At 70.1% G+C, this 15,434-nt stretch carries 13 protein-coding genes; all 13 read right to left on the bottom strand.

All coding sequences use genetic code 11. The annotated features are described in order from the left end of the window. Positions 1-3: 3 nt before the first annotated feature. On the bottom strand, positions 4-1,383 hold the full coding sequence (locus OG734_RS43965) for a glycosyltransferase 87 family protein (RefSeq protein WP_443065129.1): 1,380 nt from the start codon (positions 1,381-1,383) through the stop codon (positions 4-6). Positions 1,384-1,388: 5 nt separating this feature from the next. Beyond that, positions 1,389-2,795: a polyprenol phosphomannose-dependent alpha 1,6 mannosyltransferase MptB gene (gene mptB / locus OG734_RS43960; RefSeq protein ID WP_330292972.1), complete on the bottom strand. Its 1,407-nt coding sequence runs from the start codon at positions 2,793-2,795 to the stop codon at positions 1,389-1,391. A gap of 174 nt (positions 2,796-2,969) precedes the next feature. After that, on the bottom strand, positions 2,970-3,917 hold the full coding sequence (locus tag OG734_RS43955; RefSeq protein WP_330292971.1) for a glutaminase: 948 nt from the start codon (positions 3,915-3,917) through the stop codon (positions 2,970-2,972). Between the two features lie 151 nt (positions 3,918-4,068). After that, complete coding sequence (gene aspA / locus OG734_RS43950; protein WP_330292970.1) at positions 4,069-5,493, bottom strand: aspartate ammonia-lyase; 1,425 nt, start codon at positions 5,491-5,493, stop codon at positions 4,069-4,071. Between the two features lie 56 nt (positions 5,494-5,549). Next, a complete protein-coding gene (locus OG734_RS43945; RefSeq protein ID WP_330294010.1) occupies positions 5,550-6,569 on the bottom strand; it encodes an asparaginase in 1,020 nt (339 codons plus the stop codon). Positions 6,570-6,619: 50 nt separating this feature from the next. Beyond that, positions 6,620-8,104: an amino acid permease gene (locus OG734_RS43940; RefSeq protein ID WP_330292969.1), complete on the bottom strand. Its 1,485-nt coding sequence runs from the start codon at positions 8,102-8,104 to the stop codon at positions 6,620-6,622. After that, positions 8,101-8,790 carry a FadR/GntR family transcriptional regulator gene (locus OG734_RS43935; protein WP_330294009.1) on the bottom strand — a complete coding sequence of 230 codons (690 nt, stop codon included), beginning with the start codon at positions 8,788-8,790 and terminating at the stop codon, positions 8,101-8,103. The genes OG734_RS43940 and OG734_RS43935 overlap by 4 nt, the downstream gene beginning before the upstream one ends. A 154-nt stretch (positions 8,791-8,944) precedes the next feature. Continuing rightward, the gene (locus OG734_RS43930) at positions 8,945-9,778 is read right to left on the bottom strand and encodes an undecaprenyl-diphosphate phosphatase (RefSeq protein WP_330292968.1); all 834 of its coding nucleotides are present in this window, start codon (positions 9,776-9,778) and stop codon (positions 8,945-8,947) included. 81 nt (positions 9,779-9,859) lie between these two features. Next, the gene (gene crcB, locus OG734_RS43925) at positions 9,860-10,216 is read right to left on the bottom strand and encodes a fluoride efflux transporter CrcB (RefSeq protein ID WP_330292967.1); all 357 of its coding nucleotides are present in this window, start codon (positions 10,214-10,216) and stop codon (positions 9,860-9,862) included. Continuing rightward, a complete protein-coding gene (locus OG734_RS43920; protein ID WP_330292966.1) occupies positions 10,213-10,596 on the bottom strand; it encodes a DUF190 domain-containing protein in 384 nt (127 codons plus the stop codon). The genes crcB (OG734_RS43925) and OG734_RS43920 overlap by 4 nt, the downstream gene beginning before the upstream one ends. Continuing rightward, positions 10,593-11,051, bottom strand: coding sequence for a fluoride efflux transporter CrcB (crcB, locus tag OG734_RS43915; RefSeq protein ID WP_330292965.1), 459 nt, complete (start codon positions 11,049-11,051; stop codon positions 10,593-10,595). The genes OG734_RS43920 and crcB (OG734_RS43915) overlap by 4 nt, the downstream gene beginning before the upstream one ends. A gap of 547 nt (positions 11,052-11,598) precedes the next feature. Next, on the bottom strand, positions 11,599-13,170 hold the full coding sequence (locus tag OG734_RS43910) for a glycoside hydrolase family 53 protein (RefSeq protein ID WP_330292964.1): 1,572 nt from the start codon (positions 13,168-13,170) through the stop codon (positions 11,599-11,601). A gap of 116 nt (positions 13,171-13,286) precedes the next feature. Beyond that, positions 13,287-15,308: a beta-galactosidase gene (locus tag OG734_RS43905; RefSeq protein ID WP_330292963.1), complete on the bottom strand. Its 2,022-nt coding sequence runs from the start codon at positions 15,306-15,308 to the stop codon at positions 13,287-13,289. Between the last annotated feature and the right edge of the window lie 126 nt (positions 15,309-15,434).

Below are 15,434 nucleotides of genomic sequence, written 5' to 3'. Positions count from 1 at the left end.
CGTCTACGAGGAGGCCCGCTCACTGCTCGACTGGGGGTTCGAGGCCGCCGGACGCGTCGATCCCGTCGGCTCACTGGTCGCCGCACGGCCGGTATCGCCCGCGGGGCCCGAGGCGCCGGTGCGGGTGCCGGTGCCGGTGGCCGCCACCGTGACGTCCGACAGCGGGCCTGGGTGGCCCGAGACCTGGACGATCGTGGGAGCGGCCGTGCTCGGTGCCGGAGCGGTGTCGCTGGCGCTGCGGATCGGGGGCGTGAAGCGGGTCTGACCGGCATCGTCCACCGGCAGCCACAGCAGCAACCCGAACGTGACCCAGACGTACGCGCTGCCGCCGACGAAGCCGTCGACGCCGGACGCGTCGTCGAACCACAGCCACACCACGCTCGTGCACAGCACCGCGTACAGAACACCCGCCAAGCGCGCGTGCCCGCCGCGCAGCAGAACGGCGAACGACGGGAGCAGCCAGACGAGATGGTGCACCCAGGTGATCGGGCTGACCAGACACGCGGTCAGCCCGGTGAGGGCGAACGCGGCCCACCAGTCCCCCACCGCGACGGCCCGACGAGCCCGCCACACCCAGACACCGAGAACGACCAGAACCACCACCAGCCACACGGCACGGCTCGGTTCGCCGGGCGCGGCCAGTCGCGCGAGCACACCCTGGAGGGACTGGTTGGAGACGTACGCCGCCTTCCCGATGCGCCCGGTGTCCCACAGCGCCTCGCTCCAGTAGAACCGCGAGGCGTCCGGCGCGACCCACGCCGCGAGCGCGGTGGCCGCACCGGCGACAGCCGTCGCGACCCCGGCGGCCCGCCGTCGACCGGCGAGCAGCAGCAACCCGATGAAGAGGGCCGGCGTCAGCTTGATGGCGGCGGCGAGCCCGATCCCGATACCCGCCCAGCGGGCCCGACCGGTCGTCAGCAGCCAGGCGTCGGTGAGGACAAGGGCCAGCAGCACGAGGTTCACCTGGCCGAAGCTGACGGTGTCGCGGACGGGTTCGAACAGCGCCAGTGCGCACCCGGTCAAGGCCCAGCCGTACCAGCCGTACCGGCGCAGCACGGGTCCGGCGAGCATCCACACCACCGCGCCGAGCGCCGCCAGGTTGAGGAGCAGCGCGGCGGTGATCGCGGCACGCAGCCCGAGCAGTGCCATCGGGAGCATGCTGACGGCCGCGAACGGCGGATAGGTGAAGCCGTACGCCGTGCCCGGCACCCGGTAGTCGTAGATCCGGCCGCCGTGGTGAACCCAGGTGTCGACGGTTCCGTAGTAGACGCGCAGGTCGAACCAGCCGCGCAGCAAGGGCACCGTCGCCGTGAACACGGTGACCGTGACGGCGAGGGCGAGCACCAGGAGCAGCCGTTCCCGGTCGGTGCGGGGCAGTCTCACAGGACTCATACCGTGCTCTCCCGCAGGGGTGCCGGGGCCGCTTGGTGGGCCTGCCAGAGGACGACCACGGCCAGCGCGCCGCCGGAGACGGCCAGGATCAGCTCCTCGGTCCCCGCGGGCGCACCGCTCGGCAGGGCGAGGAGCGCAACGACTCCGGTGACGGCCGCCAGGCGTCGGCGTATCGCCGAACTGGTGCTGGGCGCCGCGGCGGCGATGAGGAACAGGGCCCACAGGGCGTACCACGGCCGGATCGCCGGGCCGAGGACGACCACGACGGCCAGGCTGAGGCCGAGTGCGTAGAGCGGGCTGAGGCGCGGACGGCGCAACCATATGAAGGCGATGGCGAGGGCCGTGATCGCGAGGCCGAGCAGATGCCAGGCGGGGACGGCGAGCGGCGCCAGATCGCTGCCGATCTCCGTGAGCGCGGCGGCCGTCGCACGGCCGAGGAGGCTGGTGAGGGCCCAGTTCTGGGGCGACACCGGGGTTTTCAGGGCGCCTATCCAGCCGTATCCGGTGCCCGCCAGCGCGGTGGCGGCGACGGTGGTGGCGAGTGCCGCGCTCACCGTGGTCAGTACGGCCCGCACCGGGCTGCGGCCCGCGCGGATCTGGAGCGCCACGACCGCGGCGAGGCCGAGGACCGCGGGTGCCTTGACGAGGGCGGCGAGCGTGACGAGTACGGCGCCCAGGACCGGCCATCGGCCCAGCGCCGCCACCAGACCGGCGCCGAGCAGCCCGAGCATGATCGCGTCGTTGTGGGCACCGGCCACCAGGTGCAGCAGGACCAGTGGGTTGAGGGCGCCGAGCCAGAGCGCGGCTGCCGGGTCGGCGCCGCTGTGCCGGGCGAGGCGGGGCAAAGCCGCCGCCATCAGTGCCACGCCGAGCAGTGCGACCAGCCGCATGCCGAAGAGGCCTGCGGGGATCTCGCCGCGGGTCAGTCCGGAGAGCCCGGACGCGACGGCGAGGAAGACCGGGCCGTAGGGGGCGCCGGTCTGCTGCCACACGGGGGCGACCTCGGCGGCGAGCGGGCCGCCGAGCAGGGCGGGGCCGTGCGTGTACACGTCCATGTGCGCGTCGACCATCGCGCCCTGGGCGAGGTAGCTGTAGACGTCGCGGCTGAAGAGGGGTGGGGCGAGGAGGAGCGGGGCGGCCCAGATGACGAGGACGAGCATCAGGGACCGTACGGTGGGCGGATTTGTGCTGCGGACCAGCTTGCCGAGCAGGGCCCAGGCGGCGATCAGGAGGACGACGCCGAAGTAGACGCCGACCAGGCCCAGTGCGGCGCGGGCCGAAGAGGGTGTGATGAGTTCGTGTGCGGGGAGGGCTCCGGCGGTTTCGCCTCCGAGGGCGAGGCATGCGGTGCCGATGAGGCCTATGGCCTGGCAGCGGGGGAGGTTTGTCGGGGGAACCTGCACTTGGGCAGCGTGGCAAGGGTGGGTGGACGTAGGACTACGGGGTGCCTTCCAGGCGGGGGCCTGCGTGTTACCGGTGAGTGGTTGGTGGGGTGGTTTGTCGGGTGTGGACCCGGTGGGGGCTTGTCGCTCCCCCACTCTCGGCTTCACTCGAGCGGGGGGACCCCCATCGCCCGGTCAGAAGACCGACACTCCGGTCAGTGTCGTAAAACGGTCCAGGGCCGCCACCCCCGCCACCGAGTTGCCCCGTTCGTCGAGCCCCGGGCTCCATACGCACAGCGTGCAGCGGCCGGGGACGACGGCGATGATGCCGCCGCCGACTCCACTCTTGCCGGGAAGGCCTACTCGGTAGGCGAAGTCGCCTGCCGCGTCGTAGGTGCCGCAGGTCAGCATGATGGCGTTGATCTGCTTGGACTGGCTGCGGGTCAGCAGGCGGGTGCCGTCGGCGCGGACGCCGTGGCGGGCCAGGAAGCCGGTGGCGAGGGCCAGGTCGGCGCAGGACGCCTCGACCGAGCACTGGCGGAAGTACTGCTCCAGCAGGTCCGGCACCGGGTTGTCGATGTTGCCGTAGGAGGCCATGAAGTGGGCGAGGGCGGCGTTGCGGTGGCCGCGTCCGGCCTCGGAGGTGGCGACCTCCTTGTCGAACGTGAGGCCGGGGTTGCCGGACTCCGCGCGCAGGAAGTCCAGAAGTGCCCCGGCCGCGTCGCCGGTACGGGTGTGCAGGCGGTCGGTGACGACGAGGGCGCCCGCGTTGATGAACGGGTTGCGCGGAATGCCGTTCTCGTACTCCAGCTGGATCAGGGAGTTGAACGGGTTGCCGGAGGGTTCGCGGCCGACGTGCTCCCAGAGTTCGTCGCCCTCGCGGGCCAGGTCGAGGGCGAGCGTGAACACCTTGGTGACGGACTGCGCGGAGAACGGCTGCCGCCAGTCCCCCACCCCGTAGACCGTGCCGTCGAGTTCGGCGACGGCCATGCCGAAGCTGCGCGGGTCACGGGCGGCGAGCGCCGGGATGTAGTCGGCGGGACGTCCTCGGCCGGGGGTACGGCCGATCTCCTCGGCGATGCGTTCCAGGACCGGCAAAAAGGTCGGGGGCGAGGTCGACGGAGCTGATGCCATGATCGCCATTCTCCTCCGGGCCGGTCCTGATGCGCGTTCGTGTGTCCAAGCGGTCCTGGTGAATCGGGTGCGCGGGCTGTGACATGTGCGGCTCCGCCGAGGGTGAGGGAGCGACCAGCCCCCCGGCCCGCAGCGAAGAACCCGCCTATCCAGCGGAGCGCTACGCGCCGTTGCCCGCCAGGATCTCGGGGCGCAGCAGGTCGGCGAGTCGTTCGGCGGGCAACAGGCCCTTTTCCAGGACGAGTTCGGCGACACCGCGGCCGGTGACGAGTGCCTCTTTGGCGATGTCGGTGGCGGCCGTGTACCCGATGTAGGGGTTGAGGGCGGTGACCAGGCCGATGGAGTTCTCCACGCTCGCGCGCAGCGCCTCGGTGTTGGCGGTGATGCCGTCCACGCAGCGCTCGGCGAGGGTGAGGCAGGCGGCGCGCAGGTGGGTGATGGACTCCGACAGGGAGTGCAGGATGATCGGCTCGAAGGCGTTGAGCTGGAGCTGTCCGGCCTCGGCGGCCATGGTGATGGTGACGTCGTTGCCGATCACCTCGAAGGCGACCTGGTTGACGACCTCGGGGATCACCGGGTTGACCTTGCCGGGCATGATGGACGAACCGGCCTGTACCGGCGGCAGGTTGATCTCACCGAGGCCCGCGCGCGGCCCGGAGGACAGCAGCCGCAGGTCGTTGCAGCTCTTGGAGAGCTTGACCGCGACCCGCTTCAGCACCCCCGACATCTGGACGAAAGCCCCGCAGTCCTGGGTCGCCTCGACCAGGTTCGCGGCTGTCACCAGCGGCAGCCCGGTGATCGCGGAGAGATGACGGCGGGCCGACTCGGCATACCCGGCGGGGGCGTTGAGGCCCGTACCGATCGCGGTGGCGCCGAGGTTGATCTCATGGATCAGCTCGACCGCCTCCGCGAGGCGGCTGCGGTCCTCCTCGATCATCACGGCGTACGCCGAGAACTCCTGCCCGAGCGTCATCGGTACCGCGTCCTGGAGCTGGGTGCGGCCCATCTTCAGCACGTCGTGGAACTCGACCGCCTTGCGGGCGAAGGCATCCTGCAGCACGGTCATCGCCTGGAGGAGCCCGCGCACGGCGAAGACGGTCGCGACCTTGACGGCGGTCGGGTACACGTCGTTGGTGGACTGCCCGAGGTTGACGTCCTCGTTGGGGTGCAGGTGCTGGTACTGGCCCTTCTCGTGGCCCAGGAGTTCCAGCGCCCGGTTCGCGATCACCTCGTTGGCGTTCATGTTCGTCGAGGTGCCGGCCCCGCCCTGGATGACGTCGACGACGAACTGGTCGTGCAGCTTGCCCGCGCGGATCTCCTGGCACGCCTCGACGATCGCGGCGGCCTTCTTCGGCTCAAGGAGCCCGAGTTCCTCGTTCGCGAGGGCGGCGGCCTCCTTGACGGCGGCGAGGGCGTCGATGAGGTGCGGGTAGGCGGAGATGGTCATGCCGGTGATGGGGAAGTTCTCCGTCGCGCGCAGGGTGTGTACACCCCAGTACACCTCGGCGGGAACGTCCCGGTCTCCGAGCAGGTCGTGTTCGCTGCGGTGGACTGCGGCGGCGCTGCGCTGGGCTGCTGCGGTCATGGTGGTACGGGCCTCTTTCGGTGGGTGGGGAGGCGGGGTGAGCTGCGGGTGCGGTCTCAGGTGTACGCCGGTCCCGCGGGAAGCGGGTCCAGGGCGCGGACCGGGCGGATGCTGCCGACCGGTTGGCCGCCGCCGAGCAGCGGTTCGCCCGCGAACTCGGTGAGCACCGCCGGGTCGACGCCGGTCCGGGCGAGTGCCGCCGCCGTCACCGGGACGCGGGCCCGGTTCGCGCCGTCGGCGATCTTCACCGCGACGGCGCGGCCGTCCGGCAGGGCAGCGACCTGGACGCCCTCGAAGCCGTCCTTGCTGAGCAGCCCGGGTACGGCCCGCATCAGCGCGGCCACGTCCCGGCCGGAACCGGAGGCCATCTCGGCGTGGTCGCGCATCGCGTCGGCGACCAGCGCCTCCGGGGTGTCGGGGGCGGCGGTGGTGATCCGGGCCGCGGCGCGGGCGAGGCCGTGCAAGGAGATGGAGAAGAGGGGTGCGCCGCAGCCGTCGACGGTCACCTGGGCGATGCGCTGGCCGGTGAGGTCCTCGACGATCTCGGCGATCGCCTGCTGGAGGGGGTGGCCGGGGTCGAGGTAGGTGTCGAGGGGCCAGCCGTTGAGTTTGCAGGTGTAGAGCATGGCCGCGTGCTTGCCGGAGCAGTTCTGGGCGAGGCGGGAGGGCAGGCGACCCTCGCGTATCCAGGCGTCCCGGACGACCGGGTCGAACGGCAGATCCAGCACGTTGCGCAGGTCGTCCTCGGCGAGGCCGGCCAGCTCCAGGATGCGGCGGGAGCCGGCCAGGTGGCGTTCCTCACCGGAATGGCTGGCGGCGGCCAGGGAGAGCAGCTCGCCGTCGAGGGGCAGACCGGCCCTGAGCATGGCCACCGCCTGGACCGGCTTCAGGGCGGAGCGCGGATAGAAGGCCGCCTCGATGTCGCCCACCTGCAGCTCCACCTGGCCGTCGGCGCCGAGGACGACGACGGAACCGTAGTGGATGCCCTCGATGACCCCGCCGCGCACAAGGTGCGCGACGGGCGAGTGGAGAGGTTCGCGGATCGCGGGAGCGTCCGCGAGAGAACTGCCGTACATGGCTGCCTGCACTGCTTCCTGCATTACTGCATCCTGCATCACTGCGTGGTTCACGCGTCGGCTCCGGCCGACCCGCCGGCTTCGGTGGATTCATTGGTCCCGCGCGCTTCGGCGGCCTTGCGGGCCACCTGTCCGCGGACGCCGTACCAGCCCGCGACCAGTACCCCGGCGATCAGCGGGAGACACAGCACGGTGGTGCGGCCGGCGCCGCCGTCGGCGTACATCAGGACGAGGACGGAGGCGAGGAAGGCCAGCGTCACGAGCTCGGTCCACGGGGAGCCGGGGAGGCGGTAGCTCGGCCTGGTCAGCTCGCCGTTCTCGGTCTTCCGCCAGAACACCAAGTGGCAGATCATGATCATGCCCCAGGTGGCGAGGATGCCGATCGCGGCGAAGTTCAGCACGATCTCGAACGCGTCGGCGGGGACGACGAAGTTGAGGCCGACGCCGAGTACGCAGAAGCCGCTGGTGAGCAGGATGCCGCCGTACGGGACCTGGCTGCGGCTCATGTTGCCGGTGAACTTCGGCGCGGAGCCGGACATCGCCATCGAGCGCAGGATGCGGCCGGTGGAGTACAGGCCCGAGTTGAGGGACGACATGGCCGCCGTGAGGACGACCAGGTTCATCACGCCGCCGGCCGCCGGGATGCCGATGTTGGAGAGGACGGTCACGAAGGGGCTCTCCCCCGACGTGTACTTGTTCCACGGCAGCAGCATTGCGAGGAGGACGACCGAGCCGACGTAGAAGAGGCCGACCCGCCACATGATCGAGTTGATCGCCTTCGGCATGATCTTCTCGGGGTTCTCGGTCTCGCCCGCCGCGACACCGACGAGTTCGACGGAGGCGTAGGCGAAGACGACGCCCTGGATGATCAGCAGCATGGGCAGCAGGCCGTTGGGGAAGACGCCGCCGTTGTCGGTGATCAGGGACGGTCCGGGGGTGGTGCCGTCGACCTCGTGCTGGGTGACCAGCAGGAAGATGCCGATCAGCATGAAGACGACGAGGGCGCTGACCTTGATGATGGCGAACCAGAACTCCATTTCGCCGAACATCCTCACCGAGATCAGGTTCACGGTGAGGACGACCGCCAGGGCGATCAGCGCGAGCACCCACTGCGGGATGTCGGAGAACAGGCCCCAGTAGTGGGTGTAGAGGGCCACCGCGGTGATGTCGGCGATGCCGGTGGTGGCCCAGTTCAGGAAGTACATCCAGCCCGCGATGTACGCGCCCTTCTCACCCAGGAACTCGCGGGCGTACGACACGAACGCGCCGGACGAGGGCCGGTACAGGACGAGTTCGCCCAGCGCCCGGACGACGAGGAAGGCGAAGACGCCGCAGACCGCGTAGGCGATGAAGAGGGACGGGCCCGCGTCGGCCAGCCGGCCGCCGGCGCCGAGGAACAGGCCGGTGCCGATGGCACCGCCGATGGCGATCATGTTGACGTGCCGGGCCTTCAGCGACTTGCTGTAGCCCGCGTCACCGGCGTCGACGTGCACGGCCTTCTTCGCCGTACCGTCCTGGAGGGATTGCTCGCTCACGCCTCGGGTCCGCCTTCCGGGAATGTTTGTGCGGGGGTGTCCTTGTGCGCGGCGCGCACGATGTCGGTGAGGGTCGTGGAGACCCGGTCGAGGTGGTGGGACATGGCCGCCACCGCGTCGTCCTCGCTGCGGTCGATCAGCGCCTCGACGATCGCCCTGTGCTCGCGGTTGGACTGCTCACGCCGGCCGCCCAGCTCGTTCAGGAAGGCCGACTGGCGCGCCAGCGCGTCCCGGATCTCCTCGATCACCCGGCGGAACACCGGGTTCTGGGCGGCCTGCGCCACCGCGAGGTGGAAGAGGGTGTCCATGGCGACCCACGCGGTGGTGTCGGTCTCGTGCTCCATGCGGTCCAGCAGGTGCGCGAGGTGGTCGAGGTCCTCGGGGGTCCGTCGTACGGCCGCGTAGCCGGCGACCGGGATCTCGACGTGCCGACGGACTTCGAGGAGGTCGCTGGCCGCGTAGTCGCCGAAGGTGGGGTCCTCGACGGTGCTGGACACCACGAAGGTGCCCTTGCCGGTCTTGGAGACGGTCAGGCCCATGGTCTGCAGGGCCCTCAGGGCCTCCCGCAGCACGGGCCGGCTCACCTCCAGGCGCCGGCACAGCTCGGCCTCGGAGGGGAGCTTGTCCCCCACGGCGTAATCTCCGCGCTCGATGGCGCTGCGCAGATGACCGAGGACCGCTTCCATCGCGCTGACGCGCCGCGGTACCGAGCCACCTGTCTGGCTGTCTGACAGGTTCACGGGGGTGATCCTGCGGGTGAAGGGACGGGGCTGTCAAGGGTGTGAGGCCGGAACCGTCCTCACACCCGTCCTCACACTCGTTCTCGCATCCCGCGCCGCCTCAGTTCAGTACACCCGCGCCCAGCAGCCCGAAGAGCAGCACGCCCACGACGATCCGGTAGATCACGAAGGCGTTGAAGGAGTGCTTGGCGACGAACTTCAGCAGCCAGGCGATGGAACCGTAGGCGACGACGAAGGAGACCGCCGTGCCGACGGCCAGCGGCGCGACCCCCACTCCCGCACCCAGGGCGTCCTTCAGTTCGTACAGCCCGGCGCCGGTCAGGGCGGGGATGCCGAGGAAGAAGGAGAGCCGGGTGGCGGCGACCCGGTCGAGGTCGAGGATCAGCGCCGTCGACATGGTGGCGCCGGAGCGGGAGAAGCCGGGAAAGAGGAGGGCGAGGATCTGTGAACTGCCCACCAGCATCGCGTCCTTGAAGGACGTGTCGTCCTCGCCGCGCTTGTGCCGGCCCATCTGGTCCGCGGCCCACATCACGCCACTCCCGACGATCAGCGAGGCGGCGACCACCCACAGCGAGGCCAGCGGGCCCTCGATCAGCGGCTTCGCGGCGAGGCCCACGACGACGATCGGGATCGTGGCGTAGATGACCCACCAGGCGAACTTGTAGTCGTGGTGGTAGCGCTCGTCGCGGTTCCGCAGACCCCTCCCCCAGGCGGAGACGATCCGGACGATGTCCTTGAAGAAGTACACGAGCACGGCGGCGATCGCGCCGACCTGGATGACGGCCGAGAACCCGACCACGGCGTTGTCGTCGACGGGGATGTCCATCAGCCCCTCGACGATCTTCAGATGGCCGGTCGAGGAGACCGGCAGGAACTCGGTCACCCCCTCGACGGCTCCGAGGACGACGGCCTGACCGACGGAGATGGCGCTCATGGAATCCAGTTCTGCTGGGGAGGGACGGGCAGCGGCGGGGCCAGTCCTACTACACGCCGGCAAGGGCGGAACGCCCTCCGCCTACAGCGCCCCGCCCACCCACACACCCGCGAAAGCCGCCCCCAGACCGGCCGCCACGCTCACCATGACGTTGGCGACGGCGAAGAGCCCGGCCCCGTCCTCGGCCAGCCGCAGGGTCTCGTACGAGAAGGTCGAGTACGTGGTCAGCGCACCGCACAGGCCCGTACCCAGGAGCACTTGGAGGTTCGGGCCCGGGGCGGCACCGGTGAGCATGCCGAGGATCAGGCAGCCGGTGACGTTGACAGCGAGGGTGCCCCAGGGGAAGACCGTGTCGTGGCGGGACTGGACGATCCTGTCGGTGAGATAGCGGAGAGGTGCGCCGACCATTCCGCCCGCGATCACGAGCAGCCAGTTCACAACAACTTCTTACCCTTCTTGCCCGCTTCGCCCGGTTTCTCTTCGGTCCGGCCGACATACCGGATGACCTCGCAGTCGTCGAGGACGACGAGTCCCTCGGTGACGAGTTCGTCGAGCTGCGGCAGGAAGGACCGTACGTGTTCCTCGGTGTCGACGATGACGATCGCGACCGGCAGGTCCTCGCTGAGGGAGAGCAGGCGGGAGGTGTGGATCAGGGAGGATGCGCCGAAGCCCTCGATGCCGCGGAAGACGCTCGCGCCGGCGAGGCCGGCCGCGCGGGCGCGGTGGACGATCTCCGAGTAGAGAGGTTTGTGGTGCCAGGTGTCGTGCTCGCCGATGAGGACGGTCACGCGCAGGGCGCTGCCGGTCAGCCTGGTCATCGTCGCCTCCGCTTCAGGACCCGGCGGGTCGCGGTCGCCGCGAGTGTCACGGCTGTGAGCGCCGCGAGCAGGGTCGCGGCGAGGTAGGCGAGGCCGGTGCCGGGGTGGCCCCGGTCGACCAGCTTCTGTATGTCGACGGCGTACGTCGAGAAGGTGGTGAAGCCGCCGAGCACACCGGTGCCGAAGAAGGGGCGTACGAGGCGGTGGGCTGCCCAGGTCTCCGTGATGACCACCATGAACACGCCGATCACGGCACAGCCGACGACGTTGATCCAGAACGTGGTCCAGGGGAATCCGCCGGTCCGCGCGGGCCAGGCGAGGGAGGCCGCGTATCGGGCACAGGCGCCGATCGCGCCGCCGACCGCGACCACGGCGACGACGGGTGCCTGGCCGCGCAGGGCGGAGGGGCGCGGTCGGACGCTGACGGTCCCGGTCCGGATGTCGGGGGCTGTCATGGTCGTACGTCTCCTACTCGCCGGCGCCCGGGCGTGGGGCGCGAGCGGGGATCGCGGCCGGTCAACAGGGTAACGCCGGGGTGCGGGGGCTGCACCTGGGTCAGCACGTGCTGAGCGCGGATCGATGAATCCGGGTGCGGGGCTGTGACATTTGCGGCTCCGCCGCGTGGCTCGACCAGCCCCCACCGGCCCGCAGGCTTTCCACACACCTGGTCACGGCACCCCGGTCGTCCCGGCACCCCCAACAGCTCACGGCCCGCCGACATCCGCCCGACCGTCGGCGGACCTACCAGCCCTTCTCGAACATCCGGGCAACCTCGGCGATGCGAACCTCGTCGGGACGATAGAAGGCAGGATCTCCAGGCGTTGCCCGCCCACGGGCCTCTTCAGCATCGCGCCTCCTCGTCCCGGTCACCGCGTACCGTGCTCCCAAAGTCCCGCAGTCGAGGCCGCCGCGTCCGCGGCTTCGCACCTCTTGGCCGAGGTCGAACAATGAGCAGGGGCCCGGCCGCCTCCCCCACGCGGCCGGGCCCCCGTCCATTCGGGCTCAGCGGTGGCTGAACCACGTCATCGCGGGGAGCGCCTTGTCGTCGTAGCCGAACAGGGCCTGGTTCTCCCAGCCGTTGCCGGAGGAGGCGTCCGTGGGGTCCCAGCCGTTGCCGGTGACCGCGGTCCAGGTCGCCTCCCAGTAGAAGACGCCGAGTCCGCGGCCGTTCGGAACGGCCTCCACGATGTTCAGGATGTCCCGGAACCAGGCCGACTGCCCGGCCGTGGACGCCGCGTACCCGGAGACCAGCTCACCGGTCGTGTCGATGATGTTCTCGTGCGAGTCCTTGCTGTCGAGACGGAAGGGATAGGCCGTCTCGGCGACGAACACCGGCTTGCCGTAGCGGGAGGCCGCGTCGTCCAGGGTGGTCTGGAAGTCGTAGAGCGAGCCGTGCCAGTAGCCGTAGTAGGACAGGCCGATGGCGTCGAACTTCACTCCGTTGGAAACCGCGCTGTCGAACCACCAGCGGGTGCCCGACAGGTCGCCGCCCTTGGCCAGGTGCAGCGCGACGGTCGTGCCGGAGTTGACCGCCTTGACCGCGTTGTAGCCGGAGTTGAGCAGCCCGGCGAGCTGCGACCAGTTGTCGGTCGAGCCCTCGGACCACAGCATGCCGCCGTTGATCTCGTTGCCGACCTGGACCATGTCGGCGGTGGTGCCCTGCGCCTTGAGGGCGTTGAGGACGTCGTACGTGTGGTTGTAGACGTCCGTCTTCAGCTGACTGTAGGAGTGTCCGGCCCATGCGGACGGCTTGCTCTGGGCGCCCGGGTCGGCCCAGATGTCCGAGTAGTGGAAGTCGACCAGCAGCTTCATGCCCTGCGCCTTGATGCGCTTGGCGATGGCGAGGACGCGCGCCTTGTTGTTGTAGCCGTCGGCCGGGTTGACCCAGACCTTGACGCGCGCGTAGTTCATGCCGGAGTTCTTCAGGACGGTGAGCGCGTCGCTCGTCGTCCCCGAACTGGTCTTGTAGACACCGCCCTTGGCCTCACTCTTGGGGAGGGAGGAGATGTCGGCGCCCTTGACGGGCACCCCGCCGGTGCCGGAGGCGAAGGTCAGGTCGTCGACGTTGATCCAGTTGCCCGCGTTGGCATCGGAGTTGACGCTGATCGTGCACTGGTTGTTCGTCACCGCGATCGGCACGACGATGCGGATCCACCCGCTGGCGGAGACGGGCAGGTCGGTGCGCTGCTCGGAGCTGCCGCAGTTCTTCAGCGCTATGTAGGCCGACTTCTGGCCGCCGCCCGAGCGCACCCACGCGGTGAGCTTGTAGTTGCCGTTGGTCAGCCCGGACAGGTACTGGTAGGTCTCCACCTTGTAGGCGGAGGCAGAGTAGTGGGACAGGCGGTAACTGCCGCTGCGGCCACCGGACTCCACGTACGAGGCGCCCGTGTCGCCGTACTCCGACCAGCCGTTGGGGGTGGCAGCGCCCGAACCGTCGGCCTCGAAGCCGCCGTTGGTGAGGGTACTGGCCGCCTGCGCGGAGGTGGCGGGGAGGGCGGTGAGGGCGAGGCCTGCGGCGAGCGGGAGCAGCAGGGCCTTGAGTGTGCGCCTGGGTGTGCGTCTGGGATGGAACATCGTCGTCCGTCGTCCCTTCGACGTGATGGGTTGGGGGTGCCCCTCCTGAGTGGCGGGAGGGAGACCCCTCCGCCCGCGGCTCTCGTGGCACGCACGGGCGGAGGGGAACTTGCGGCTCAGCCGTCGAGTCGTACGACCCGGACGGCTCCGGCGGGCAGCGCGAGGCGGCCCGCGGCTCGTTCGCCCGTCAGCAGTTCGGTGCCGGGTGCCTCCAGGGGCACCTTGGTGTCCGACGCGGTGTGGTTGACGGCGAACAGGTAGGTGCCCGACTCGCCGGTGCGGCGGACGAGTTCGACGTCGCGCGGGAGGTCGGCGCGGGGTGCTAGGTCGGCGTCCTCGGTGGCCCAGCCGAGCAGGGCGTCCAGACCGTGCGTGTCGAGGCGCGTCGACACGTACCAGGCGGTGCCTTCGCCGAGGCGGTTACGGGTGACGGCCGGGTGGTCGGCGGTGAGTCCGTCGGCGTACGTCCACACGGTCTCGGCGCCGCGCGGGACGACGAACTCGGTCCACACGTCGCCGGTCAGCTCGGAGCCGTCGGGGCCGGTGATGCGTACGTCCTCGCCCTGGAGCAGCGGCGAGAACTCCTCGACGGTCAGGCCGAGTACGTCACGCAGGGCGCCCGGGTAGGGGCCCTCGTGCACGGCGTCGTGCTCGTCGACGATGCCGGAGAAGTACGAGACGACGAGGGTGCCGCCGTTCTCGACGTACTCCCTGAGGTTGTTCCCGGCTGCCTCCGTCATCAGGTACAGGGCGGGTACGACGACAAGGGGATAAGCCGACAAGTCGGCTTCCGGGTGGGCGAAGTCGACCGTGAGGTGGCGGTCGTACAAGGCCTCGTAGAAGGCGTCGGCGCGCTCGCGCGGGTCGTGGTCCTCACTGGGGCGCCACTGGAGGTTCTGCGCCCACCAGGAGTGCCAGTCCCACAGGACGGCGACGTCGGCGACCGTACGGGTGGAGCGGATGGAGGCCAACGAGTCGAGGGAGGCGCCGAGTTCGACGACCTCGCGCCAGACGCGGGTCTCCGTGCCGCCGTGCGGGAGCATCGCCGAGTGGAACTTCTCGGCGCCGCGCCGGGACTGGCGCCACTGGAAGAACATCGCGCCCTCGGAGCCCCGGGCCACGTGGGCGAGGGAGTTGCGGGCCATCTGGCCCGGTGCCTTCGCGGGGTTGCGGGACTGCCAGTTGACACCCGAGGTGGAGTGTTCGAGGAGGATCCAGGGGGCGCCGCCGCCGACGGAGCGTGTGAGGTCGGCGGCCATCGCCAGGTTGACGTGGGTGCGGCGGCCGTCGGTGATCAGGTAGTGGTCGTTGGTGACGATGTCGACCTCGCGGCCCCAGGCCCAGTAGTCGACGGAGTCGCACTGGCTGAGCGCGGTCATGAAGTTCGTGGTGACCGGGATGCCGGGCGACAGACGGTGGAGGATGTCCCGCTCCATCACGAAGTTCTCGCGCATGGTGGCGTCGGCGAACCGCTTGTAGTCCAGCGCCTGTCCCGGGTTGCCGACCGTGGGTGCGGCGCGCGGCGGGTTGATCTGCTCGAAGGTGGCGTACCGCTGGCCCCAGAAGGCGGTTCCCCAGGCCTCGTTGACGCCGCCTACCGTCTCGTACGCCGTCTCCAGCCAGCGGCGGAAGTGGGCCGCGCAGGAGTCGCAGTAGCAGGCCGACACGGGGACGCCGTACTCGTTGTGCACGTGCCACATGGCGAGCGCCGGGTGGGCGCCGTAGCGCTCGGCGAGCTTCGTGGTGATGCCCGCGGCGGCGGCGCGGTAGTCGGCGTTGCTGTGGCAGATCGCGGCGCGGGAGCCGAACTCGTAGCGCACACCCTCGGGGGTGACCGGCAGTGCGTCCGGGTGCTCGCGGTAGAACCAGGCGGGCGGCGCCACCGTGGGCGTGCCGAGGTCGGCGCGGATGCCGTTCTCGTGCAGGAGGTCCAGCAGGCGGTCGAGCCAGCCGAAGTCGTACACCCCGGGTGCCGTCTCCAGCATGGCCCACGAGAAAATTCCGACGCTGACCATCGTGACGCCGGCTTCACGCATCAGCCGAACGTCTTCCTGCCAGACGCTTTCCGGCCACTGCTCGGGGTTGTAGTCCCCGCCGAAGGCAAGCCTCGTGAGGCCCGTGGGGGTGGTCTCCGGCATGGAATGTCTCCCGGTTGGTCGGTCACTGTGGAACATATCTTGGGAACGTGCACACACAGCTATTCGCGGTGCGGGGCCTAGATAACCGCATGGCAACAACCATTGACAAGTGTCCAGTGTGTTTCT

Origin of the sequence: Streptomyces sp. NBC_00576 (assembly GCF_036345175.1) — a bacterium.
Lineage (GTDB): Bacteria > Actinomycetota > Actinomycetes > Streptomycetales > Streptomycetaceae > Streptomyces.
Note: the sequence above shows the minus strand (reverse complement) of the source record. Positions and strands in the feature narration are given on the sequence as shown.

Excerpts from the sequence above, each read along its gene's own strand:
- crcB (WP_330292965.1), bottom strand. The coding sequence starts at position 11,051 with ATGACAGCCCCCGACATCCGGACCGGGACCGTCAGCGTCCGACCGCGC.
- OG734_RS43920 (WP_330292966.1), bottom strand. The coding sequence starts at position 10,596 with ATGACCAGGCTGACCGGCAGCGCCCTGCGCGTGACCGTCCTCATCGGC.
- OG734_RS43910 (WP_330292964.1), bottom strand. The coding sequence starts at position 13,170 with ATGTTCCATCCCAGACGCACACCCAGGCGCACACTCAAGGCCCTGCTG.
- OG734_RS43930 (WP_330292968.1), bottom strand. The coding sequence starts at position 9,778 with ATGAGCGCCATCTCCGTCGGTCAGGCCGTCGTCCTCGGAGCCGTCGAG.
- OG734_RS43945 (WP_330294010.1), bottom strand. The coding sequence starts at position 6,569 with ATGTACGGCAGTTCTCTCGCGGACGCTCCCGCGATCCGCGAACCTCTC.
- OG734_RS43955 (WP_330292971.1), bottom strand. The coding sequence starts at position 3,917 with ATGGCGATCATGGCATCAGCTCCGTCGACCTCGCCCCCGACCTTTTTG.
- OG734_RS43905 (WP_330292963.1), bottom strand. The coding sequence starts at position 15,308 with ATGCCGGAGACCACCCCCACGGGCCTCACGAGGCTTGCCTTCGGCGGG.
- OG734_RS43935 (WP_330294009.1), bottom strand. The coding sequence starts at position 8,790 with ATGGAAGCGGTCCTCGGTCATCTGCGCAGCGCCATCGAGCGCGGAGAT.
- aspA (WP_330292970.1), bottom strand. The coding sequence starts at position 5,493 with ATGACCGCAGCAGCCCAGCGCAGCGCCGCCGCAGTCCACCGCAGCGAA.